Source organism: Nocardioides nematodiphilus (assembly GCF_020216525.1).
GTDB classification, from domain to species: domain Bacteria; phylum Actinomycetota; class Actinomycetes; order Propionibacteriales; family Nocardioidaceae; genus Nocardioides; species Nocardioides nematodiphilus.
In genome coordinates, this window is record NZ_JAIWOY010000015.1 from 37,140 (window position 1) to 58,080 (window position 20,941).

Sequence of the window (20,941 nt, forward strand, 5' to 3'; positions counted from 1 at the left end):
GCGCCGGACGGATGGGTGTCAGTTTCGGCTGCTTGGTCGCCGGGGCAGGATGGAGGCCGGGGCCGGTACGCGATCGGGCCCGCCCAGACGAGAGAAGGCAGTGGATGCGCGCCATCGTGCACGAGTCGTTCGGAGACCCCTCCGAGGTCCTCACCGTCCAGGAGGTCCCGACCCCGGAGCCGGGCCCGCGCGAGGTCCGGGTCCGGCTGCTCGCCTCGCCGATCCACAACCACGACCTGTGGACGATCCGCGGCAGCTACGGCTACAAGCCCGACCTGCCGGCCCGTGCCGGCACCGAGGCCGTGGGCGTCGTTGACGCGCTGGGCGCGGAGGTCACCGGCCTCGAGGTGGGCCAGCGAGTCGTGACGGGCGGGACGTTCGGCGTGTGGGCGGAGTACTTCCTGGCGAAGGCCGGCGCGGTGCTGCCGGTGCCTGACGGACTCCCGGACGACACCGCCGCCCAGCTCGTCTCGATGCCGTTCAGCGCCATCAGCCTGCTCGACACCCTCGACCTGCAGCCCGGCGACTGGCTCGCGCAGAACGCCGCGAACGGGGCGGTCGGCCGCCTGGTCGCGCAGCTGGCGACCGCGCGCGGGGTCAACGTCCTCGGCCTGGTGCGCCGTGCCGACGGCGTCGACGAGCTCGCCGCCCTCGGCATCGGCAACGTGGTGGCGACCGACTCGGCCGGCTGGCGCGAACGCGCCGCCGAGGTCACCGCCGGCGCGCCCGTCCGGGTGGCGGTCGACTCGGTCGGCGGCAGCGCCAGCGGCGACCTGGTCTCCGTCCTCGCGGAGGAGGGCACGCTGGTGGTCTTCGGCGCGATGGCCTCACCGATCATGGAGATCCCCTCCGGTGACGTGATCTTCAAGCACGTCACGATCAAGGGCTTCTGGGGCAGCAAGGTCAGCGCCGAGATGGCCGCCGACAAGCGCGCCGCGCTGATGGGCGAGCTGTACGAGCGGGTCAGCGGCGGCTCACTCACGCTCCCCGTCGAGGCCTCCTACGGGTTCGACCAGATCAGCGTCGCGGCCCGTGCCAACGGCGCACCCGGCCGGACCGGGAAGATCCTGCTGCACCCGTAGCGCTGGCGGGGACGCTCAGGCCCCGGCACGCCACGCTGAGCGACGGAGCAGCCGCAGGCCGTTGAGTCCGACGACGACCGTCGAGCCCTCATGGCCGGCCACCCCGAGCGGCAGCGGGAGATGGCCCACGACGTCCCAGGTGACCAGCACCGCGATGACGCAGGCCGCGAACACGATGTTGGCCACGACGACCCGGTGCGCGCGCTCGGCCAGTGCCATCGCGGCGGGGATGGCGGTGATGTCGTCGTGGACGAGGATCACGTCGGAGGTGTCGACGGCCAGGTCGGATCCGCCGCGTCCCATGGCGACGGCGACGTCCGCGGTCGCCATCGCCGGCGCGTCGTTGATGCCGTCGCCGACGAGCATGACGCGCTGACCGGCGTCCTTCAGTGCCGCGACCTCGGCGGCCTTCTGGTGGGGGAGCAGGCCGCCGCGGGTCTCGCCGATGCCGACGATCGCCCCGACCTGGCGCGCGGCGACGTCGTGGTCACCGGTCAGCAGCACCGTGCGGGCGCCGGCGTGCGTCAGCCGGGCCGTCGTGGCCGCGGCCGCCCGACGGACCTCGTCCGCGAGCGCGATCAGCCCGATCGGCCGGTCGTCGAGAAGGACGACGACGATCGTGTGCCCGGCCTGCTCACGGGAGTCGATCTGCTCGGTCACCGGGCCGGCGGCGACGCCGATCTCCGCCAGCACGGCCGGCGAGGCGACCCGTACGGTGGCCTCACCGTGGCGCGCGATCACGCCGTGTCCCGGGATGGCGTGGAAGTCGGTGACGAGGGGGACGGCGAGGCTGCTCGCCCGTGCGTGGGCCACGATGGCCCGCGCGATCGGGTGCTCGCTGGGCTGCTCCGCGCCTGCGGCGAGCGCGAGGAGCTCGTGCTCGCTGATGTCGCCGAGCGCGACGACCTCGGTCACGACCGGGGTGCCGTGGGTGAGGGTCCCGGTCTTGTCGAAGACGACGGTGTCCACGGTGCGCAGGCTCTCCATCGCGACCGCCGACTTGATCAGCACACCGTGCCGCCCCGCGTTGGCGATCGCCGCGAGCAGCGGCGGCATGGTGGCCAGCACGACGGCGCAGGGAGAGGCGACGATCATGAACGTCATCGCCCGCAGCAGCGAGGGCTGGAAGGAAGCACCGGCGAGGAGCGGCACGCCCACGATGAGGAGGGTCGCGGCGACGACAACCAGCGAGTAGCGCTCCTCGACCTTCTCGATGAAGAGCTGGGTCTTCGCCTTGGTCTCGGAGGCCTCCTCGACCAGCGCCACGATGCGGGCCACGACAGAGTCGTGGGCCGTGGCGCTCACCTGCACCGTCAGGGAGCCGGTGCCGTTCGCGGTACCGGCATAGACCTCGGCTCCGACCTGCTTGGACACGGGCAGGGGCTCGCCGGTGATGGTCGCCTGGTCGACCTCGCTGGCACCGTCGACGACGACCCCATCGGCGCCGATCCGCTCGCCGGGACGCACCAGGATCAGGTCGCCGACGCACAGGTCCGCGACGTCGACCTCGACCTCGTCGCGGGCTCCGTACTGGTCCCGGACGCGGGTGGCACGCTCGGGCGCGAACTCCAGCAGCGCGCCCACGGAGTCCGCCGTACGCCGGGTCACGAACGCCTCGAGCGCCCCCGACGTGGAGAAGATGACGATCAGCAGCGCGCCGTCGAGGACCTGGCCGATGGCAGCGGCGGCGAGCGCCGCGACGATCATCAGCACGTCGACGTCGAGGGTCCGCTCCCGCAGCGCCTGCACCCCGGCGAGGGCCGGCTCCCAGCCACCCGCCGCGTAGCAGGCGAGGTAGAGCGCCCACCACATCGGCGCGGGCGCACCGGCGAGCTGGGCGGCACCGCCGAGTGAGAACAGGATCAGCGCCAGACCCGCCCAGCGGACCTCCGGCAGCTCGAGCGCCGTCGCGATCAGGGCGCGCCGAGGAGCGCTCGGACGGGATGCGGCGGCGGGTGCCGAGGCAGGGCTCTGGAGGGCGGTCACCGCAAAGAGTAAACACATGCACATGTATGCACCCAAATGCCCCTAGAGTGTGCCCGTGGGACACATCGGGGGAGACGGCGGCGAAGGCCGCGCGGCGCTCGACGCGTCATCGGCGAAGGTGCTCGCCGCGACCCTCCAGGCGCTCGCCACTCCGAGCCGACTGCTCATCCTGGACCGGCTGCGCCGATCGGCGGCCACCGTGGGCGACCTGGCACAGTCGATCGGGATGGAGCAGCCGGCCGTCTCCCAGCAGCTGCGGATCCTGCGCAACCTCCGCCTGGTGACCGGCGAGCGCAACGGGCGCTCCATCGTATACGAGCTCTACGACGACCACGTCGCCGAGCTCCTCGACCAGGCGCTCTATCACGCCGAGCACCTCCGTACGGGCGACGCGGGCCGCAGCGGCGAGGAAGCCGGCTCGGCGCGCGATCACTGATCCGGACGCGACACGCGACCGGTGCGGGACGTTCTGCCATGCTCGGCCCATGAGCGATGTGACGGCCAAGGCGAGCGAGCTCCTGCGACTGCACCACACGGGCGAGACGCTCGTACTGCCGACGGCGTGGGACGCCTGGTCGGCGCGCACCATCGTCGAGGCCGGCTTCACCGCGGTGAGCGTCGGCAGTCACCCGCTGGCCGACTCCCGTGGGCAGCAGGACAACGAGGGGATGACCCTCTCCGACGCCCTCGACAGCATCCGTCGCATCACGGCCGCCGTCGACGTGCCGGTCACCGCCGACATGGAGTCCGGCTACGACACCCCCGCCGCCGAGCTGGTCGAGCGCGTGCTCGAGGCCGGCGTGGCCGGCATCAACATCGAGGACACCGTGCACAGCCAGGGCCGGTTGCGCGAGGTCCAGGAGCACGCCGACTACATCGGCGCCATCCGCGCCGCCGCGGACGAGGCCGGCGTCGAGCTGGTCATCAACGCCCGCACGGATGCCTTCCTGGGCGTCCACACCACCTTCGAGGACCCGTTGGCCGAGGCCGTCCGCCGACTGCGCGCCTGCGAGGAGGCCGGTGCGCGGTGCGTCTACCCGGTGCGGATCCCGGACAACGCCACGCTGCGCTCGGTCCTCGATCAGCTCTCCGGGCCGGTCAACGTCACCGCGCACCCGATCGATGGGGCGATGTCGGGCTCGCTCGAGGAGCTGCGGGCGGCCGGCGTCCAGCGCATTACCTTCGGCCCGCTGTTGATGATGGCGCTGACCCCGAAGCTGACGGAGCTCGTCACGCCCTGGTTGTGACCGGCCCGGACGGGGTAATGCCGCTCATGACTTCGAACATGAGCAGTGGGAGCGGCGAATGAGCGGCCCCGACGGAGCGCACCGCCGGCCCGAGGGTCTGGACGACGCGACCGTGGACGCCCTCGGCAAGCTGTCCGAGGCGCTCGAGGCCGTCGAGGAGGCGCGCGGACACCTGTACGCCTTCCACCGCCGCACCGGGACCGCCGACCTGATGCTCGGTGACGCGGTGGCGATGCTTCGCGACGCCGGCCACGACGAGCTCGCCGATCGGGTGGACACCGAGCTGGTGGGGCGCAACGTCATCCCCGGCCATTGGACGTTCCAGATCGTCGAGGGCTACGACGACACCTATTACGCGGTGTTCCGGGACCTCGAGAAGCTGGCTCGGGACCAGCTCGCCGAGGGCAAGCGCCATCTCTACGAGGCGGAGATGAAGGAGGATCGGCGTACCCACGGACGCCGTGGCCACGAGGCCCGGCCGGCGGATCTGTGAGGTGTCAGCGGTCGAGCTGCTGGAGCGCCCAGGAGTTGCCGTCGGGGTCGCTGAGGTAGGCGTACTTCACGCCCCCCATGTCCTGCACCTCGGAGACCTGGACGCCCTTGGTCACCAGGTGGCCGCGCACCAGCTCGATGTCGTCGACCACGAGGTGCAGGCCGAGCACCGGGGGAGCCTCGGGGTTGCTCATCCCGACGCCGATGACGATCGAGCAGGCCGACCCCGGGGGAGTCAGCTGCACGACCCGGAACCCGTTGCCGGGCTCGACGTCGTGGTCGAGGTGGAACCCCATCCGCTCGACGTAGAACTCCTTGCTCAGGTCGACGTCGCGGGTCGGGAGGGGGACGAGCTCGAGTCGCATGTCCAACGGGGCGCTCCTAGGTAGGGGAGCTCTGACACTAGAGGGTCACCCGGTGGGCGGGCGCTCCTGGACGGGTCGCAGCTCCGTGTCGTAGCACCAGCGCAGCTCCACGAGCGAGCCCGCGCGTGAGAACGCCACCAGCGCCTGCCACCGCCCGGGCTTCGGGGGATCCGGCGGCGTCTTCCGCCAGGCCAGCAGCAGGCCCGGCCAGGCCGGGAGCGGAACGCTCCCCGGGCCGCCGCGCAGCAGCCAGACGAGCCGTGGCTCCGACTCGCGCAGGCTCGACTCCATGATGAAAGAATAGAACAGATGTTCGATTGGCGCGTACTTCGGCGGCGACCCGACTCGGCGTCAGATCGAAACGCACATGGTCCTCCGGTCGCCGAACTCGATCACCGGCGGGATTCTATGGCCCTTCGGCCCCGCGCGCCGGGGTCCTATTGCGGGCACCTCACCGACAGGACCTGTCGATAGGAGCCGGACCCGTACGGGCGGGTCCTCCGTTTCGGGGCGGTGCCATCATGGACACGTGAACTCGCGAGGGATCGGCGCCGCGCTGGAGCGGCCGGTCGACGTGGTGAGGCGACGGGCCGGGGCGGCGTTGCGGCACCGGATCGCTGGGCCGGACGCCGAGGCGAGGGCGCAGCAGATCTGGGGTGCGGCAGGGGAGCGCTGGTTCACTCCCGCCGATCCGATCTGGTGGGTCCATTCCGACGCCTCGATGTTCGCCGGCGGACTGCGGGCGCTGCTGTTGCAGTCACTTCACCCATTGGCGCTGGCCGGTGTGGAGGACCACTCGGACTACCGGATGGATCCCTGGGCGCGGGTGGCCAACACGAGCGCGTTCATCGCGGCCACCACGTTCGGGCCGATCACGTACGCCGAGGAGGCGATCGCGCGGGTGCGGCGCATCCACGCGTCGGTGCGTGGGATCGCGCCCGACGGACGCCCGTACGCGGCCGACGACCCGCATCTCCTGCGGTGGATCCACCTCGCGGAGGTCGAGAGCTTCCTGACCACGTATCAGCGCTACGGGGTACGGCGGCTCAGTCAGCCGGACGCGGACCGGTACGTCGCCCAGACGGGCCTGGTCGCCGCCCGCCTCGGCGTCGTCGAGCCGCCTGTCAGTGAAGCCCAGCTCCGCGAGGAGCTGGCCGGGTTCCGCAGCGAGTTGGAGGGCTCACCTGCGGCGAGGAACGTCGCCCGCTACCTGCTGGTGCGCCCGCCGTTGCCCTGGCCGGCGCGCCCGGGGTACGCGCTGATCGCCGCGGGCGCTGTCGCCACGCTGCCCGGCTGGGCGCGTCGGATGCTGGGCGTGCCGCATCCGCCGGTGGCCGGTGCGCTGGTCGACGCGCTGATCGCACGGCCCATCGGGTCCGCCGGCACCGCGGCGGCGCGATGGGTCATCGCGGACCCACCTCGGTCCGCCGGCACGGCTACCGGCGGACCGCGATAGACCGTTAGGAGCTCTGGCGCTTGGCCTTCTTGGCCTCGGTGAGGTCCTCGAGGCGGTCGGCGTCCTTGCGCGCGTCGGCGGCGGCGTCCCTGTTGTTGCGGGCCGCTTCGAGCTCAGCGGTGGCCCGACGCTGCGCGGCCTTCTCCTTGGCGGCAGCGGCCTGGTCGGTGCGCTCGCGGCGCTGGTCGGCGGCGGCCTTCTTCACCGACGCCTCCCGGTCGGCGGCCGCCTTCTTCTTCGCCGCGGCCTTCCTGGCCTGAGCGCGCGCGTCGCGCTTGGCCTGGGCCTCGACGGCGTCGGCCTCCTCGAGACCACGCTCGAGCTTCTCCTGCGCGGCGTCGCGTCGAGCCTCGGCCCTCTGCCGGCCGGTGGCCTGGGTCACGCGTGCCTTCTCGCGCTTGACCTCGGCCCTGCGCTCCAGGGTGGCGGCCTCGGCGAGTCCGGCAGAGCGCTCGAGCCGCTCGGCACCGCGTAGGGCGATCTCGCCGTTGCGCAGCAGGTTCCCGGCGAGCTGGTCGGCGGTGCCGATCGCCTTGTCGAAGTAGCGGCGCGCCGCAGCGTCCTCGCGCAGGCGGCCGGTGAGCCCGTCGCCGACCGCCACCACGGGGCGACGGGTGAGCTCATAGGGCAGGGAGATGAGCGTGCTGATCATGAGTGCCTCCTCAGATCTCGTTCTCGGCGCGCAGCTGCGCTGCGCGGTGTTCGGCGTCGGCGGCCTCACGCTCGAGGCGGGCGCGCTCGTCGGCGGCACGCTCCTCGGTGGCGTCGGCGGCCCGGTCGATGCTGTCGGCCTCGTCGGCGCGGTGGGCGGCGACGTCGTCGGCTCGTTCCTCGGCGGCTTCGAGGCCCTGGGCCTCGCGCTGGTCCGCCTCGCGCGAGGCGGCGGCCTGTTCGGAGGCGCGCTGGCGCTCGGCGGCGGCCTCCTCCTGGCGGGCCTGGGCGTCGGCGGTCTGGCGTTGGGAGGCGGTCTCCTGCCGGGTCTCGCGGAGCTCCTCGACGGCCTCCTGCTGCTTGGCGTCCGCGACGGCCGACTCGGCCACCGCTTCGCGGCGGTGCCGGGCCTCGGCCTGCTGGAGCTGGCCCTCCTCGACGAGATCGTCCTTGCCTGTCACGGCTCCGGCGACCTCCTTGGCCTTGCCGGCCACGGTGTCGAGGAGCCCTTCACGTGCTTCTGATGCGTGGTCGTTGGTCATGCTTTCCGGTGCCCGAGGCGTGCGCGCGGACACCCCGGATGCGTGTGACCTGAGTTGCACGGCCGTTGGATCCGATGACACTCGGTCGAGCATCCGGGGCGGGGGTGCGGGTACCGACCCGGCATGACGACGACACCGAGTGAGCCGAGTCCCGACCCGACCGTGGTCCCTAGCGGCGATCCTGGCCCGGGATCGACACCCGATCCTGAGCCGACGGCCGACCCCGGTGCGGTGCCCGCGCCCGAGGTGGACCCTGACTTGGTGTAGCCACTCGGCCGCGTAGGTCGATGTCGAACCAGACGGCCGCCCCCGTGGCGGTGGTCGTGCTGCCCCAGCGGGTGCTCAACGCGTCGAGGATCTGAAGCCCTCGTCCGTGGACGGCGGTGGGCTCGACGCCACGTACCGGCTGTGGCGCCTGCCCGAGGAGGCCGCCGCGGTCCCGGACGGTGACACGCAGCAGCCGGTCGGACCTCTCGACGTGAACGTCCGCTGACGCGCCTGCGTGCATGACGGCGTTCGCCAGCAGCTCGGAGAGGCAGATGACGGCGTCGTCGACCGTGTCCTCCTCCACGCCGTGCCGGGTGAGGAGCCGCCGCAGGTGCTGTCGTGCGGCGGGGACGTCCCTGGCCGCAGCGATCGTGAAGGACGGCTCGTCCGGATCGGGCTGCGGCGGGTGTCCCGTGCTGCGCCGTCGGAGCGCATCCAGCTCGGCCGCCGTGGTCGAGGCGATCGACGTGACCGCGTCGTTCAGCGGGGCCAGCGGTACGACGTCGTGGACGAAGGCGACCACGCCGCCGAGGAGCATGCCGTCGTGCTCCAGCGTGGTGGCGATCACGGCCGTCGTCGGCGTGCCGGCCTGATTGGCCACGAACACCGGGAACCGGTCGGCGAGCTCGCTCAGCGCGCCGCTGACCGGCAGGCGCGATCGCAGCGTCCAGGTCAGCGGAACGTCGTCGTACGCGTCGATGTGGCACCAGTCGACGACCGGTCCGCTCCGGTCCGAGGCGGTGAAGAGCAGTCGCCGGCCGGCGCCTTCGCTCAGGGCGATGCCCGCGCGGCCGACCGCGGGCAGCTCGGTCAGCTCCTGGAGTGCGTGCGTGATGACGGCGTCGACGCCCCGTGTCGGTCGCACCTCCATACGCCGAAGCGTAGGCCCATCGGGCGCCGGGAGCGCTAGAGCAGCGAGTCGGCGACGAAGGATGTCGCCGCGTCCTCGAAAGCGCGCCGGTGGCGCAGCATGGCATGCGTGCCGCCGGAGACCTCGCGGAAGTCGACGGCCGTACGGCGCGCAAGGTTCCGCGCGACGGCGCGGGCGCGTCCGACCAGGGCGACGCGGTCCTCGGACCCGTGGACGATGAGGACCCGACGACCCGTCAGGTCGGCGTCATCGGAGGGGTAGACCCATGGGTTCAGCGCGACGACGCTCCGCACCGGGTCCGAGCCGCCAGCGAGCAGTGCGGCGCGGCCGCCGAGCGAGTGACCGACGAGTGCGGTGGGCAGGTCGCCGTGGCGGGCGGCGATCTGTCCGAGCGCCCATCGGACGTCGTCGACCGGCGTGTGCGAGGTGTCCCAGCCGCGGGTGGAGTTCAGGAGCCGGTAGACCGCCAGGCGCCCGCGGCCGACCGCCGCGATCCGGCGTGCGATGGGGATCATCCGGAGGACGGAGAGCTGGGTGGGGCTGACCTCGGCGCGGCCGGCGCGGGTGGCGCCCCCGTGAAGGACGAGGACGGCTGCCTTCGGTGAGGCGGGCGTGTGGGTCGGCACGAGCCGCGCTCGGATCGAAGGGTTCGGATTCACGCGATCCACGGTAAGGCCGAGCATCCTGACTCCTTGCACGGGTACCTTCGAGCATGATGACAACGCCGAGTGAGTCGCGCCCGGACCCGATCGTGGTGCCGCGGGCTGCTCCCGTACCGGGGGGCGGCCCTGTCGCGGCATAGCCTCCCGGCGCGATCTTGCGGGCTGGGGGCGCGTTGACATGGGCGTCGACCGGGAGTCAGCTGCCTCCGCAGCGAGCGCCTATCTGGACTGCTGGGGGGTCGCGGAGGATCTGACCGAGCTGTGCGAGGTCGCCGCTCAGCTGTGCGAGGCTCCCGTCGCCGCGATCGAGATCGTCCACGAGGGTGGCGCGTACCTCGTCGCCTGCCATGGGGCTGACACCGCGGCGTGGGACGCGCGGCTGCTCGAGGACGAGGACCCGTTGAGCGCCGCGATCGTCGCGGGCGGGGAGGATCTCTACCTCGAGAACATCGCCGAAGATCCACGCCTCGCCGCACGGCTGCGCGCTGATGGCCGGGTCGGCGACGGCCACATGTTCGCCGCGGCGGTGCTCCGCGATCCCGACGGTGTCGCGGTGGGGACGTTGAGCGTCGCTGATCCGCGCGTGGCGCGCAGCCCGGAGCGACGGCGGAACACGGTGGCCCATCGCCGCCGCATGCTCGCCCTGCTCGCGCACCAGGCGGTGAACCTGTTCGAGCTCAGCGTGCGCAGCGACGAGCTCGCTCGGACCAACGCCGAGCTCGCCCGCTCGCAGGAGCACCTGGCCGCCTTCGCCGGCCAGGTCAGTCACGACCTGAAGACACCGCTGTCCGGCCTGCTCGCCTGGGCCGAGCTCCTCGGCGACCTTCCGGCCGTCCGCGACCACGCCGGTGTCGCCGCGTACGTGCAGCGCTGTGAGGCGTCGGGCCGTCAGATGATGACGCTGATCGAGGGCCTGCTCCAGTACGCCGGGATCGGCGGCACCCTGACCCCGCGACGGGTTCCGCTCGACGAGGCGATGGGTGGGGTGATCGGGGATCTCGCTGAGCTGGTCGCGCACGGCAAGCTCCGCTGGTCAGGCGTCGACGTGATCGCCGACCCGGTGCAGCTGCGGGCGCTGCTGCAGAACCTCATCCAGAACGCCTTCACCTTCACGCGTGCTGGGACCGAGCCGGAGGTGGTCGTGACCGCCCGCGAGACCCCGCTCGGGGTGGAGGTGCAGGTGGCCGACAACGGCTCGGGCATCCCGCCGGAGCGGCGGGAGGAGGTGCTGCATCCCCTGGCCCGATACCGCACCGACGTGCCGGGCAACGGCATCGGGCTGGCGAGCTGTCAGCGCATCGTCGCCGACCACGGAGGCACCCTCGACATCCGCGCTCGACCGGGCGGCGGCACCATCGTGGTCGCCACCTTCCCGCATCGCCTCCCTCCTCAGTAGACCGTGAGCCTGCGATCGGCCTGGATCGTCTGGCTGCCGCGCTGGAACAGGTGGCTGCCGCTGCGTCGGTAGTCGATGTCGAAGCTCTCGAGGTGGGCCGAGCCGGGCCTGGTGGGGGTGATGGTCACGAACACGTAGTCGCGGCCGCGGCTACTGCCTGACGAGGGTCCCGACCGTCACGTGGGGCCAATGGATACCGTTGAAGTCGAGCATCACCAGCTGCGTGTACTGCAGCTGGTGAGTGTCCGGACGGCCCCCGGTGCCGGCGATCGTCTCGATCCAGAACGTCGCCTCGGCCCGCGCGGCGAGGGCGTTGCCTCCCGGAGGGCTGCTGCTCGTAGCCAGGAACGCCGTGTTGGCGGTACCGCCTCCGGCCTTGATGACGCTGTGATCGGTGGCCACGTGCAAGGTCGCCACGTGCTTCAAGGAGGTGCCCTGTAGTGCAGACCGGAGGGCGGCCTGCAGCACGCTGTTGGGGTTCTTGACGACGGCGTGCGTCACCCCGGGTGCGGTGAAGCGGAACGGGGTCGGTCGGGCCAGGTCCAGCTCCTCGAACGTCGCGGCCACGTTGTGGAACTGGGTGTTCGCGGGTGCCGCCTGGCCGAAGAAGAACGGCAGGATGTTGTTGTCCGGGATGTGCAGCGTGCCGCCCTGCTGGAGCGAGACGATGCCCTGGGCGAGGATGACCGTGCCGTGTGGGATCGACGCCATCCGGACCACCGAGTCCGGTTCATGGGGATCAGCCGTGGCAGGCACCTTGGCCCAGATCCCGGGTTCGATGTGGAGTCCCGCGCCGGTGCTCGACTCGCTGATCTGCTGCATGTAGGTCACGCCGTGCATCTCGATGTCGTGCATCGCGAGACCGCGGTTCGGGATGGCGCCGTTGATCCGGCTGAACACCAGCGTCTCGTCGGTCCTGTTCAGCTCCAGGAAGCGATCGTGCTGAGTGGCCCGATGTGGCCGCCAGATGGCATTGAAGCCATGGCCCTTCCACGTCCCGAGGAGGCCCGCCAGGGCCCCGAGCGGGTGAGGCTTCGCCGTGCCGGCCTCCGCTCGCCCCGCGTCTCCCGCGTCTCCCGCGCCTGCCGTGTCGTGCAGGTCTCCCACGTCCGGGGTGGCGAGCCCCGCGAACGTGAAGTCGGGGTCCGTCTCCGTACGTGCCGTCATCGTGCCTCCAGCAGCTTCTGGTCGGAGCCGACTCCAGACGCCGGCCGTGTGGACCGTATGCACCGCTGGACCACCGCCGGCGTCCGGCGCGCGGAGATCGCCACAATGAGGTACCGGCCCCGAGGAGTGCTGGGCGGTCGCTCGCTCAGGCGCAGTCGCGGCACCGATCGGGATCTGCCGCCGCACGGCGGGACGTGTGCTGGACGAGGAAGCACGAGGCGCAGACGAACTCGTCGGCCTGCTTCGGCGTGACCTCGATCTCGAGGGTCTCGTGGGAGAGATCGGCGCCGGGAAGCTCGTAGGTCTCGGCCAGCTCGGTCTCGTCCTCGTCGACCTTCCCGGAGTTCTTGTCCTGGTCGCCGGAGGCGAGGCGACGAGCCTCGAGGCTCTCCTCCTTCTGCTCCTCTTCGGTCTTGCGCGATGCGTCGTAATCGGTGGCCATGTGGAGGATCCTCTCGAAGGGGAGCGCGAAGGCTAGCCGCAAGCAGGGCCGCTTCCGTCATCCCGAGCGCGAGGGTACGCCGCGGAAGGTCGCGGCGGTCGACGGATCAGGGCTTCAGGAGACGCCGCGGTGGCTCCTCCACCGTCGGAGGCCGATGACCACCACGACGACCGCGATGGTCAGGAACACGGAGTAGTGCTCGAGCCGGTCGACCACGTCGACGGCCGGCTTGCCGATCGCGTACCCCAGCACGACGATCGGCGCGACCCACAGGAGGGTGCCGAGCAGGTCGAGGAGCAGGAAGGTGCGCAGTCGCATGCCCGACAGGCCGGCCGCGACGTAGATCAGCAGTGACGGCAGAGGCAGGTAGTAGGCGAGGACGACTGCGGCCGGCCCGAAGCGCCCGGCCCACCGCTCCAACCGGACGATGCGCACCTCGCGTCTGGCAGCGCCTCGCGCCGAGGTGTCGCGGCCGAGGAGCGTGTGCAGCGCACGGTCGCCCCATCGTCGACCCGCCCACCAGAAGACCCAGTCGAACATCATCGTGCTCGGCACCCCGAGCGCGATCGCGGCCCACAGCGGCAGCTCGCCCAGCCGGCTGTGCGCGCCGACCGTCACCTCTGCCAAGGTCGAGCTGCCGACGATCTCGAGCAGCACGGGGTGCGGGCCGATCAGAGCGGGCACGAGCGGCCAAGTCGCGAACGAGTACGCGACGTACAGCCCGATCAACAGGATGATCACGAGGTCGGATCGTTCGGCGCGCTCGCCCCACGGAGCCGGGGCCGGGTGTGGGGCCGGCGTCTCCGGGCGGTGCGAGGCGTACGTCATCGGGACGAGTCTCGCACCCACCCGGTTGGCCGGATCCGCCCGCGGCATGACTCAGATCGGCGCCAGCACGGGTCGCTTCGCGGTGATGCCGTCTCCCAGGGAGCGGCCTGTCAGCCGACGGTGGATCCACGGGCCCGCGAAGTTCCTGGCCCACTCGACGTCGGCGAGCAGGCGCTGTCGGCGGGTGAGGGCTGCTGGATCGGGCAGAGCCAACGGCTCGTTGTCGTGCCGGACCCCGAGCGTGTTCAGCACGTGCACGGCAGCGAGGTGGTGGCCGAAGGGCGACGGATGGATGCGGTCGACGTCCCAGTAGCGCGGGTCCGTGGCCTCGTGCAGTCGCCAGTTGTCGACGAGCACCGCGCCGCGGTTGTCGACGACTTCGCGCAGGAGCTGGTTGAAGACCGCGATCCGGCCACGGAGGGCACGGAACGGGCCGGCGGCCGGGACCCCGTGGGTGAACAGCACCACGCGCGCGCCGACATCGTTGGCCTTAGCGACGGCCGCATCGATCGACTCCACGAGGGCGTCGATGTCGACCCGGAGGTGCAGCAGGTCGTTACCGGCCCCTTGGAGACTGAGGAGGTCTGGTCCGAGGTCCAGTGCCGGCGCCAGCTGCTGGTCGATGATCTCCTCGATGGTGCGTCCGCGGATGGCGAGGTTGGCGTACCGGAAGTCATCGCGGCCGGCCGCCAGCCCCTCAGCGACGCGGTCCGCCCACCCTCTGAGCCCGTTCGGTCGGTGCTGGTCCGGGTCACCCAGGCCCTCGGTCCACGAGTCGCCGATCGCAACGTAGCGGCTGTACGACGGGGTCAGCACGATGGATCCGGCGTCGATGCGGGACGCGCGTGGAGCGTCATGTCCATGATGGTCACCTGTCGACCCTGCCACGCGGGGTCGATCCGATGCGACCCGGATGACGGCACCGACGCCGAGACGCGATGTGAGACGGCTGCGCACGAGTCGGTGAAGTAGCCGGTCGGCGGTTAGGTTTTTCCGGTGCCCGACTCCCGCCCCCGCCGTACGTTCGCCGTCATCAGCCACCCCGACGCGGGCAAGTCGACCCTGACCGAGGCCCTCGCCCTGCACGCCCGGGCGATCAACGAGGCCGGAGCGGTCCACGGCAAGGGCGACCGGCGCGGCACGGTGTCCGACTGGATGGCGATGGAGAAGGCCCGCGGGATCTCGATCACTTCGGCCGCGCTCCAGTTCGTCTATCGCGACCACGTGGTCAACCTGGTCGACACTCCCGGCCACAGCGACTTCTCCGAGGACACCTACCGGGTCCTGTCCGCCGTCGACTCCGCGGTGATGCTGGTCGACGCCGGCAAGGGGCTCGAGCCTCAGACGCTCAAGCTGTTCCGGGTCTGTGCGCTGCGCGGCATCCCGGTGATCACCGTGATCAACAAGTGGGACCGCCCGGGCCTGTCCGCGCTGGAGCTGATGGACCTGATCCAGGAGAAGATCGGACTCCGTCCGACACCGCTGACCTGGCCGGTCGGCGAGGCCGGCGACTTCCGCGGGGTGCTGGACCGTCGTACGGGCGAGTTCGTGAAGTACACCCGTACGGCCGGTGGCGCGACCCGCGCTCCCGAGCGACGGATGGGGCCCGACGAGGTGGAGGAGCCCGACGCCCGGGTCTGGGCGGCCGCGGTCGAGGAGCACGAGCTGCTCGAGCTCGACGAGGCCGACCACGACCAGGCACGCTTCCTGGCCGGCAAGACCACGCCGGTGATGTTCGCCTCGGCGCTGCAGAACTTCGGTGTCGCCCAGCTCCTCGACCTGCTGCTCGACATCGCCCCGGCGCCCGGCGCGACCGACGGGGTCGACGGCACGGTCCGCCAGCCCACCGACGACTTCAGCGCCTTCGTGTTCAAGGTGCAGTCCGGGATGAACACCGCCCACCGCGACCGGCTCGCGTACGCGCGGGTGGTGTCGGGCTCGTTCGAGCGCGGGATGATCGTGACCCACGCCGCCACCGGCCGGCCCTTCGCCACCAAGTTCGCCCAGGCGGTCTTCGGGCGCGAGACGACGTCGGTGGAGACCGCCGAGGCCGGCGACATCATCGGGTTGGTCAACGCGACGGCGTTGCGGGTGGGCGACACCGTGTACGTCGGCCCGCCGATCGAGTACCCGCCCGTCCCCACCTTCGCCCCCGAGCACTTCGTGACCGCCAGCGCCGGTGACATCAGCCGCTACAAGCAGTTCCGCCGCGGCATCGAGCAGCTGGACCAGGAGGGCGTCGTCCAGGTGCTGCGCTCGGACCTGCGCGGTGACCAGAACCCGGTCCTCGCGGCGGTCGGTCCGATGCAGTTCGAGGTGGTCGAGGACCGGATGACGAACGAGTTCAACGCCCCCATCCGCTTCTCGCGGCTCGACTACCAGGTCGCCCGACGTACCGATGCCGACGGCGCCGCCGCGCTGGCCGGCCTCCGGGGTGTGGAGGTCCTGCAGCGCAGCGACGGCACCCATCTGGCCCTCTTCGTGGACCAGTGGCGGGCCAGCAAGACCGCGCGGGAGATGCCCGACATCATGCTCGAGGCGCTCCCGGCCGGCGGGGCCTGACCGATGCACGACCGTTCAGACGCCTCCGAAGCACTCGGCACGCCGCCCCGGCGGACGCTGTCGCTGCGCTCGGTGGTCGTGCGCACGTACGTCCCGGCTGTGGTCGGGAGCGTGTTGTCGCTGGTGGTCCTTGCTGTCGTCGCCTTGGTGCTGAGTGTCTCCGTGCGGCCGCACCTGTCGCAGCTGCGGCAGGCGGCGACCGCGGCCGGACAGGCCCACGACGCGATGCTTGACGAGGAGACGGGCGTACGGGGCTATCTGGCGACCGGCGAGAAGGACTTCCTGCAGCCCTACCTGTCGGGCCAGGCGCTGCGCACCGCCGCCGATGGTGAGCTGGTGACTGCGGTGGGCGGCCGGCCCGGTCTGCTGCGCGACGCGGTGTCGGTCGTGCAGTCCCAACAGGCCTGGCAGGACCAGTGGGCGACGCCGTCGACCGACGGCTCCTGGAACCCGTTGTCCCACGGGGGAGGAGCGGCCGGCGCGACGAGCCTCGCCGTCCACCTCAACGAGGGCAAGGCGCTGTTCGACAGCTACCGGGCTGTCGACGCGCACCTCCAATCGGCGCTGGCGGACGAGGTGGCCAGCGCCGAGGGGTCCTATCAGCGCGCGTTGCTGGCCGCGGTGCTCGCACTCGCCGTCATCGGGGTCGTGTCACTGCTCGGACTCGTGCGGGGCAGCCGCCGTCTGCAGCGTCAGGTGGTGGCGCCGGTGCGTGACCTCACCGCGACGGTGGGACAGGTGGCCCGAGGAGACCTGAGCCCACGGCCCGGCGTGCCGTCCATCGTCGACGAGGTCGCCGCGCTGTCCCACGACGTGGCCGGGATGACGACGGCACTCGCCGACCGGATGAAGCTCGCCGCGGACCGCGAGGACGCGCTCGTACGTCACGGCGCCCGGCTCGAGCTCGTCCTGGAGCTCAGCCGAGGGCTCAGCGAGTCGCTGAGCCTGCGCTACACGAGCCTCCATCTTCTCAGCGCCGTGCGTCGCCTCGCCGGTGCAGACCGGTCGGACCTGTGGCTGCGGAGCCAGGACCGCGACGAGCTGGTGCGTTACGACGTGGCGGGTGCGGACGACCGTACGCCGGCGGCGGACTCCGACGCCGACGCCGGCTCCGCGGAGCCGATCGACGTGGGCATCGGCGCCATCGGCCGTGCGGCACGCTATGGCAGGGCGATCTCGCTGGACGAGTCGCGCGACAGCCAGGCGGAGGACTCGGGCGCCGGCGGGGTCGCGATCCCGCTCGTCGTCGGTAGTCAGGTCATCGGGGTCCTCGCGCTGACCCCGCCGGCAGGAGGCACCCTCGACCTCGAGCTCATCGACGCGCTCATCATGCAGGGCGCCTCCGCCCTCCAAGCCGCGCAGCTCCACAGCGACGTGGAGGAGCAGTCCCGGAGGGACTCGTTGACCGGGCTGGCGAACCGTCGCCAGTTCGACGAGGACCTCAGCGAGAACGTCGCGCGCGCTGCCCGCTACGCGCGGCAGCTCTCCTTGGTGATGATCGACCTCGATCACTTCAAGCAGATCAATGACACCTACGGTCACCAGCGCGGCGACGAGGTCCTTCAAGACGTCGCCGGCATCGTCGTGCGCGGCATCAGAAGCGTGGACACCGCCTACCGGTACGGGGGCGAGGAGCTGTGCGTCCTGATGCCCGAGACCGGCAGCGACGACGCGTGCCAGATCGCGGAGCGCCTCCGGGCACAGGTCGAGGCGAGCTTCCCGTGGGCGAGACGATCGCCCATCACCTTGTCAGCGGGCGTGGCCGAGCTGGGCCACGACGCCGAGGGCCCGGCGCTCATCGGAGCAGCGGACCGCGCCCTCTACGCGGCGAAGCGCAACGGCCGCAACCGCGTCGAGTGCGAGCTTGATGCGTCGTCCGGCACCTGAGGACCGCCGCGGACGTACCGGCCGTGACAGCGTGCACCGGTCGTCCGACGGAGGATCGGCTCCCGCTGGGGCATGGGCATAGCCGCAGGGGCGGATCAGGCCCGGCGCGTGGTGTGCCCGGTGATGGCGTCGAGCAGCACCGGCCACAGCGCTGGCGGACGGTCGTGGCCCATGTCCTCGAGCAGGAGGAGCTGGGCGCCAGGGACGAGCTCGGCGGTGCGGCGACCGCCACTGGGATCGATGAGGGTGTCGTCGAGGCCGTGGATGACGAGCGTCGGCACGTCGAGGTCCTTCAGCGCCTCGGCACGTGAGCCGTCGAGGATCATCGCGGCCAGCTGCCGGGGGACCCCGGCCGGGTAGTAGGCGCGGTCGTAGCTAGCGGCGGCCAGAGCGCGGAGCTGTGCCGCGTCACCGTAGCGGCGCGACGCCCAGACGAGCTCTCGCTCGGCTCCAGCCACGTACCCGTCGCGGTCGGCCGGGCGCCCGGAGAACAACACCTGCTGTGCCTCCGGCGTCGGCTGGCCGTAGTCCTGCTCCCCGGTGGACGACATCATCGAGGTCAGCGAGAGCACCCGGCGCGGGAACTCGATCGCCATCTTCTGCGCGATCATCCCGCCCATCGAGGAACCGACCACGTGCGCCTGCTCGATGCCGAGCGCGTCCAGCACGCCGATGCCGTCCTGGGCCATGTCCCGCAGCGAGTACGGCGCTATCGCGCGTGCTCGGTCGAGGTCGCCGGACGTCACCGCGGTGATGAAGTCCATCAGGTCGACCGGGTGGTCCTCGAGCTTGGCGGACAAGCCGCAGTCGCGGTTGTCGTACCTGATGACGTAGCGGCCGCGCGCGGCCAGCAGTGTGCAGAACTCGGCATCCCAACCGAGCATCTGGGCGCCGAAGCCCATGACGAGGAGCACCGCCGGGTCGCCCGGGTCTCCGAAGGTCTCGTATGCGATGTCGATGGGTCTGCCGCCCTCGTGGTCGGGATGGAATCGGGTGGGGATGCCCGACCGTACATGTCAGAACTTACATGCCAATCGTTACATCCGATTGCTAGGGTGGCCCCATGTCTCTGCGTCACGCGCTTCTCGGGTTGCTCGCCCGCCGCCCCTCGAGCGGGTACGAGCTCACCCAGATGTTCGACCGTTCGCTCAGCACCTCCTGGCACGCGGGTCACAGCCAGATCTACCCCGAGCTCGGCAAGCTCGAGGCCGCTGGGCTCATCAGGCTGGTGGGAGAAGGAGCGCGCCGCAGCAAGACCTACGACATCACCGACGCAGGTCGCGTGGAGTTGAGACGCTGGCTCGTGGAGGCCGAGCCGGACCGGTCTCAGCGCAGCGAGAGCGGCCTGCGTCTGTTCCTCACACCGCTTCTGGACGCGGCAGACAGGAAGCAGACGTTCGAGCGCGACCTCGCGCACGTCGAGCACGAGCTCGCCGCTCTGAAAGCCCTCCGAGCAGTCCAGGCGGACGCCGCCGAGCCGGAGGTGTTCGCGCCCCAGGTCGAGCTCGGGATCCGGATCAACACCGTGCTCGGGGAGTGGCTGCGCGAGCAGATCAGCACGGCGTCATGACCGGCAACACGATGAGAACCTACCGAGTGCAGGCGACCGGCCAGTTCTCCGGCCTCATGCCGGCCGTCGCCGGGCAGCTTCGCGCCCAGCAAGCCGAGCACGACCTGATGCTCTCCGCCTTCACCCGAGAGGGGACGTTCACCTACACGCCCTCACTGACGCGGTTCACCCTGCGGTACCTGCTCGAGGTCTTCGAGGAGTCGGCCGCGGAGGCCGACGAAGCCGCTGTGATCGAGGGCGAGCTCCTGGCCGCGCAGTATCTCGGGTCCCGAGGCATCACCCACAGGCCGTTGACCATGGCGGCCACCTGCCTCGACGACGTCAAGGTCAAGCGCCGTCGTTGATCCGGCCCGAGCCCGCGTCGACCCCGCCCCGCCCTGGCCACATCGTCCTCCCGGCAGGATGGCCCTCGTGCCCTGCGAGATCGCCGACTTCTTCGACCTGGTCGCCCAGCTCCCTGGTGTCAGCCGCTCCGACCGGGACAAGTGGCTCCGGTACGACGTCGACGGCCGCACCTTCGGCTATCTGTGGCCGGCGACGCGAACGGTCGGGTTGAAGCAGACGATCGTCGAGCAGCTGTCGCTGGTGGCCGAGCGCCCGGACGTCTTCGAGGTTCAGTTCACCTCCGGCGGCTTCGGCTGGGTCGTCGTCCACCTCGAAGGCGTTGAGCGCGACGAGCTGGCCGAGCTCACCTTCGAGGCGTGGCGGCTGACCGCCCCCGACGCTGTGGTCGAGGAACGCGCCGACGAGCTGCCGTCCTAGACCCCTGCCCACGCCGCCCCGGCCGCCTGCGGCGCGCGCCCCGTCCCGCGGGCGCGCTCGCCGGGACCCTTATCCGACCGAGACGGGCCGGGTGAATCGGCGGGCTGTGCCGAGCCAGTCCACCTTCGTGCCGGCCCCGGCACTGGTGCGCACCTCGATGCGTACCGCCTCGGAGCCCGTACGGGAGGCCAGGCAGCTGCGCCCGATCCTGAACCGCGCCGTGTCGGTGTCGTAGTTCAACCGCATCCGGTACGAGCAGTCGACGCGTTCGGTGGCTCGGCGGACGTTCCATGAGTCCGTACGCAGCAGCGCGTAGTCGGTCCCGTCGAAGAATCCGCCGACCGCGACGAGGTCCGGACGCGAGTCGCCGTCAGTGTCGAAGAACACCGCTCCGCCGACGCCGGAGGCGGGGTCGGCGACCAGGTCTGCGGTCTTGATCGTGATCCGCACCTTCTGGGCGGTGTTGTCGATCCGCACGGAGCGCAGGTCACCGCCGTGCCTGACGTCGTTGGCCTGGTCGCTGAACGTCGCGGTCGCCGCCTCAGCGGGCTGCGCCGCGATGACGCAGGACAGCGTCGCCGCAGCGGCGAGGGTCGCGAGGCCGGCGAGAGAGTTACGCATTGATGAGTTCCTTTCGATAACCCCGGCCCGAAAAGGCGGCGGGGGACAGGAGTCCCTAGCGGGTGACTCCCACCCTCCATACGCT

At 71.4% G+C, this 20,941-nt stretch carries 25 protein-coding genes; 11 read left to right on the forward strand and 14 right to left on the reverse strand.

Features of this window, described 5'->3' with window-relative positions; translation table 11 throughout:
- Positions 1 to 104 precede the first annotated feature (104 nt).
- Complete coding sequence (locus KSO98_RS17690; protein ID WP_225287065.1) at positions 105 to 1,082, forward strand: zinc-binding dehydrogenase; 978 nt, start codon at positions 105 to 107, stop codon at positions 1,080 to 1,082.
- A gap of 15 nt (positions 1,083 to 1,097) precedes the next feature.
- Here the strand turns inward: KSO98_RS17690 and KSO98_RS17695 are convergent, their stop codons facing one another.
- Positions 1,098 to 3,068 (reverse strand): heavy metal translocating P-type ATPase, encoded by a 1,971-nt coding sequence (locus KSO98_RS17695; RefSeq protein ID WP_225287066.1) that lies wholly within the window; start codon positions 3,066 to 3,068, stop codon positions 1,098 to 1,100.
- Between the two features lie 55 nt (positions 3,069 to 3,123).
- Here KSO98_RS17695 and KSO98_RS17700 point away from each other — a divergent pair, with 55 nt between their 5' ends.
- From KSO98_RS17700 to KSO98_RS17710, 3 genes are read left to right on the forward strand one after another with little or no spacing between them, the layout of a single operon-like run.
- Complete coding sequence (locus KSO98_RS17700) at positions 3,124 to 3,504, forward strand: ArsR/SmtB family transcription factor (protein WP_225287067.1); 381 nt, start codon at positions 3,124 to 3,126, stop codon at positions 3,502 to 3,504.
- Between the two features lie 49 nt (positions 3,505 to 3,553).
- Complete coding sequence (locus KSO98_RS17705; protein ID WP_225287068.1) at positions 3,554 to 4,315, forward strand: isocitrate lyase/PEP mutase family protein; 762 nt, start codon at positions 3,554 to 3,556, stop codon at positions 4,313 to 4,315.
- 58 nt (positions 4,316 to 4,373) lie between these two features.
- Complete coding sequence (locus tag KSO98_RS17710) at positions 4,374 to 4,808, forward strand: hypothetical protein (RefSeq protein WP_225287069.1); 435 nt, start codon at positions 4,374 to 4,376, stop codon at positions 4,806 to 4,808.
- Between the two features lie 4 nt (positions 4,809 to 4,812).
- Here the strand turns inward: KSO98_RS17710 and KSO98_RS17715 are convergent, their stop codons facing one another.
- Positions 4,813 to 5,172 carry a VOC family protein gene (locus KSO98_RS17715; RefSeq protein ID WP_225287098.1) on the reverse strand — a complete coding sequence of 120 codons (360 nt, stop codon included), beginning with the start codon at positions 5,170 to 5,172 and terminating at the stop codon, positions 4,813 to 4,815.
- A gap of 45 nt (positions 5,173 to 5,217) precedes the next feature.
- Positions 5,218 to 5,463, reverse strand: coding sequence for a hypothetical protein (locus KSO98_RS17720; protein ID WP_225287070.1), 246 nt, complete (start codon positions 5,461 to 5,463; stop codon positions 5,218 to 5,220).
- 238 nt (positions 5,464 to 5,701) lie between these two features.
- Between KSO98_RS17720 and KSO98_RS17725 the strand changes: the two genes are divergently transcribed.
- Entirely contained in the window at positions 5,702 to 6,628 is a 927-nt protein-coding gene (locus tag KSO98_RS17725; protein ID WP_225287071.1) for an oxygenase MpaB family protein, read from the forward strand.
- A gap of 4 nt (positions 6,629 to 6,632) precedes the next feature.
- Here KSO98_RS17725 and KSO98_RS17730 read toward each other — a convergent pair whose 3' ends face one another.
- The 4 genes from KSO98_RS17730 to KSO98_RS17745 form a co-directional block, all read right to left on the reverse strand.
- Positions 6,633 to 7,280 (reverse strand): hypothetical protein, encoded by a 648-nt coding sequence (locus KSO98_RS17730; RefSeq protein ID WP_225287072.1) that lies wholly within the window; start codon positions 7,278 to 7,280, stop codon positions 6,633 to 6,635.
- 10 nt (positions 7,281 to 7,290) lie between these two features.
- On the reverse strand, positions 7,291 to 7,821 hold the full coding sequence (locus KSO98_RS17735; protein WP_225287073.1) for a hypothetical protein: 531 nt from the start codon (positions 7,819 to 7,821) through the stop codon (positions 7,291 to 7,293).
- A gap of 169 nt (positions 7,822 to 7,990) precedes the next feature.
- Positions 7,991 to 8,959, reverse strand: coding sequence for an ATP-binding protein (locus KSO98_RS17740; protein ID WP_225287074.1), 969 nt, complete (start codon positions 8,957 to 8,959; stop codon positions 7,991 to 7,993).
- 35 nt (positions 8,960 to 8,994) lie between these two features.
- On the reverse strand, positions 8,995 to 9,618 hold the full coding sequence (locus KSO98_RS17745) for an alpha/beta hydrolase (protein ID WP_225287075.1): 624 nt from the start codon (positions 9,616 to 9,618) through the stop codon (positions 8,995 to 8,997).
- Between the two features lie 181 nt (positions 9,619 to 9,799).
- Here KSO98_RS17745 and KSO98_RS17750 point away from each other — a divergent pair, with 181 nt between their 5' ends.
- On the forward strand, positions 9,800 to 11,017 hold the full coding sequence (locus KSO98_RS17750) for a sensor histidine kinase (protein WP_225287077.1): 1,218 nt from the start codon (positions 9,800 to 9,802) through the stop codon (positions 11,015 to 11,017).
- Here the strand turns inward: KSO98_RS17750 and KSO98_RS18740 are convergent.
- The 5 genes from KSO98_RS18740 to KSO98_RS17770 all read right to left on the reverse strand — a co-directional run bounded on the left by KSO98_RS18740 (position 11,011) and on the right by KSO98_RS17770 (position 14,270).
- Complete coding sequence (locus KSO98_RS18740; RefSeq protein WP_263642953.1) at positions 11,011 to 11,145, reverse strand: hypothetical protein; 135 nt, start codon at positions 11,143 to 11,145, stop codon at positions 11,011 to 11,013. The two genes, KSO98_RS17750 and KSO98_RS18740, sit on opposite strands and share 7 nt — an antisense overlap.
- Positions 11,146 to 11,167: 22 nt before the next feature.
- The gene (locus KSO98_RS17755) at positions 11,168 to 12,184 is read right to left on the reverse strand and encodes a heme-binding protein (RefSeq protein ID WP_225287078.1); all 1,017 of its coding nucleotides are present in this window, start codon (positions 12,182 to 12,184) and stop codon (positions 11,168 to 11,170) included.
- Positions 12,185 to 12,329: 145 nt separating this feature from the next.
- On the reverse strand, positions 12,330 to 12,626 hold the full coding sequence (locus KSO98_RS17760; protein WP_225287079.1) for a DUF4193 family protein: 297 nt from the start codon (positions 12,624 to 12,626) through the stop codon (positions 12,330 to 12,332).
- Between the two features lie 114 nt (positions 12,627 to 12,740).
- Positions 12,741 to 13,454 (reverse strand): DedA family protein, encoded by a 714-nt coding sequence (locus KSO98_RS17765; protein WP_225287080.1) that lies wholly within the window; start codon positions 13,452 to 13,454, stop codon positions 12,741 to 12,743.
- Positions 13,455 to 13,505: 51 nt separating this feature from the next.
- On the reverse strand, positions 13,506 to 14,270 hold the full coding sequence (locus tag KSO98_RS17770; RefSeq protein WP_225287081.1) for an SGNH/GDSL hydrolase family protein: 765 nt from the start codon (positions 14,268 to 14,270) through the stop codon (positions 13,506 to 13,508).
- A gap of 180 nt (positions 14,271 to 14,450) precedes the next feature.
- Between KSO98_RS17770 and KSO98_RS17775 the strand changes: the two genes are divergently transcribed.
- Together KSO98_RS17775 and KSO98_RS17780 are read left to right on the forward strand one after the other, a co-directional pair.
- Complete coding sequence (locus tag KSO98_RS17775; protein WP_225287082.1) at positions 14,451 to 16,016, forward strand: peptide chain release factor 3; 1,566 nt, start codon at positions 14,451 to 14,453, stop codon at positions 16,014 to 16,016.
- Positions 16,017 to 16,019: 3 nt separating this feature from the next.
- The gene (locus KSO98_RS17780; RefSeq protein ID WP_225287083.1) at positions 16,020 to 17,903 is read left to right on the forward strand and encodes a sensor domain-containing diguanylate cyclase; all 1,884 of its coding nucleotides are present in this window, start codon (positions 16,020 to 16,022) and stop codon (positions 17,901 to 17,903) included.
- Between the two features lie 95 nt (positions 17,904 to 17,998).
- Here KSO98_RS17780 and KSO98_RS17785 read toward each other — a convergent pair whose 3' ends face one another.
- Complete coding sequence (locus KSO98_RS17785) at positions 17,999 to 18,817, reverse strand: alpha/beta fold hydrolase (protein WP_225287084.1); 819 nt, start codon at positions 18,815 to 18,817, stop codon at positions 17,999 to 18,001.
- A gap of 149 nt (positions 18,818 to 18,966) precedes the next feature.
- Between KSO98_RS17785 and KSO98_RS17790 the strand changes: the two genes are divergently transcribed.
- From KSO98_RS17790 to KSO98_RS17800, 3 genes are read left to right on the forward strand one after another with little or no spacing between them, the layout of a single operon-like run.
- The gene (locus KSO98_RS17790) at positions 18,967 to 19,473 is read left to right on the forward strand and encodes a PadR family transcriptional regulator (protein WP_225287085.1); all 507 of its coding nucleotides are present in this window, start codon (positions 18,967 to 18,969) and stop codon (positions 19,471 to 19,473) included.
- A gap of 11 nt (positions 19,474 to 19,484) precedes the next feature.
- Positions 19,485 to 19,817 carry a DUF6204 family protein gene (locus tag KSO98_RS17795; RefSeq protein ID WP_225287086.1) on the forward strand — a complete coding sequence of 111 codons (333 nt, stop codon included), beginning with the start codon at positions 19,485 to 19,487 and terminating at the stop codon, positions 19,815 to 19,817.
- A gap of 58 nt (positions 19,818 to 19,875) precedes the next feature.
- The gene (locus KSO98_RS17800) at positions 19,876 to 20,235 is read left to right on the forward strand and encodes an MmcQ/YjbR family DNA-binding protein (RefSeq protein WP_225287087.1); all 360 of its coding nucleotides are present in this window, start codon (positions 19,876 to 19,878) and stop codon (positions 20,233 to 20,235) included.
- 69 nt (positions 20,236 to 20,304) lie between these two features.
- On the opposite strand, the gene KSO98_RS17805 is transcribed toward KSO98_RS17800, so the two are convergent.
- Complete coding sequence (locus KSO98_RS17805; RefSeq protein WP_225287088.1) at positions 20,305 to 20,856, reverse strand: hypothetical protein; 552 nt, start codon at positions 20,854 to 20,856, stop codon at positions 20,305 to 20,307.
- Positions 20,857 to 20,941: the final 85 nt, after the last annotated feature.

What these genes read in the sequence shown, in the direction of transcription:
- KSO98_RS17690 (WP_225287065.1), top strand. Translation starts at nt 105, where the DNA reads ATGCGCGCCATCGTGCACGAGTCGTTCGGAGACCCCTCCGAGGTCCTC.
- KSO98_RS17705 (WP_225287068.1), top strand. Translation starts at nt 3,554, where the DNA reads ATGAGCGATGTGACGGCCAAGGCGAGCGAGCTCCTGCGACTGCACCAC.
- KSO98_RS17710 (WP_225287069.1), top strand. Translation starts at nt 4,374, where the DNA reads ATGAGCGGCCCCGACGGAGCGCACCGCCGGCCCGAGGGTCTGGACGAC.
- KSO98_RS17715 (WP_225287098.1), bottom strand. Translation starts at nt 5,172, where the DNA reads ATGCGACTCGAGCTCGTCCCCCTCCCGACCCGCGACGTCGACCTGAGC.
- KSO98_RS17720 (WP_225287070.1), bottom strand. Translation starts at nt 5,463, where the DNA reads ATGGAGTCGAGCCTGCGCGAGTCGGAGCCACGGCTCGTCTGGCTGCTG.
- KSO98_RS17730 (WP_225287072.1), bottom strand. Translation starts at nt 7,280, where the DNA reads ATGATCAGCACGCTCATCTCCCTGCCCTATGAGCTCACCCGTCGCCCC.
- KSO98_RS17735 (WP_225287073.1), bottom strand. Translation starts at nt 7,821, where the DNA reads ATGACCAACGACCACGCATCAGAAGCACGTGAAGGGCTCCTCGACACC.
- KSO98_RS17740 (WP_225287074.1), bottom strand. Translation starts at nt 8,959, where the DNA reads ATGGAGGTGCGACCGACACGGGGCGTCGACGCCGTCATCACGCACGCA.
- KSO98_RS17750 (WP_225287077.1), top strand. Translation starts at nt 9,800, where the DNA reads ATGGGCGTCGACCGGGAGTCAGCTGCCTCCGCAGCGAGCGCCTATCTG.
- KSO98_RS17755 (WP_225287078.1), bottom strand. Translation starts at nt 12,184, where the DNA reads ATGACGGCACGTACGGAGACGGACCCCGACTTCACGTTCGCGGGGCTC.
- KSO98_RS17760 (WP_225287079.1), bottom strand. Translation starts at nt 12,626, where the DNA reads ATGGCCACCGATTACGACGCATCGCGCAAGACCGAAGAGGAGCAGAAG.
- KSO98_RS17765 (WP_225287080.1), bottom strand. Translation starts at nt 13,454, where the DNA reads ATGACGTACGCCTCGCACCGCCCGGAGACGCCGGCCCCACACCCGGCC.
- KSO98_RS17780 (WP_225287083.1), top strand. Translation starts at nt 16,020, where the DNA reads ATGCACGACCGTTCAGACGCCTCCGAAGCACTCGGCACGCCGCCCCGG.
- KSO98_RS17790 (WP_225287085.1), top strand. Translation starts at nt 18,967, where the DNA reads ATGTCTCTGCGTCACGCGCTTCTCGGGTTGCTCGCCCGCCGCCCCTCG.
- KSO98_RS17795 (WP_225287086.1), top strand. Translation starts at nt 19,485, where the DNA reads ATGAGAACCTACCGAGTGCAGGCGACCGGCCAGTTCTCCGGCCTCATG.
- KSO98_RS17800 (WP_225287087.1), top strand. Translation starts at nt 19,876, where the DNA reads ATGGCCCTCGTGCCCTGCGAGATCGCCGACTTCTTCGACCTGGTCGCC.
- KSO98_RS17805 (WP_225287088.1), bottom strand. Translation starts at nt 20,856, where the DNA reads ATGCGTAACTCTCTCGCCGGCCTCGCGACCCTCGCCGCTGCGGCGACG.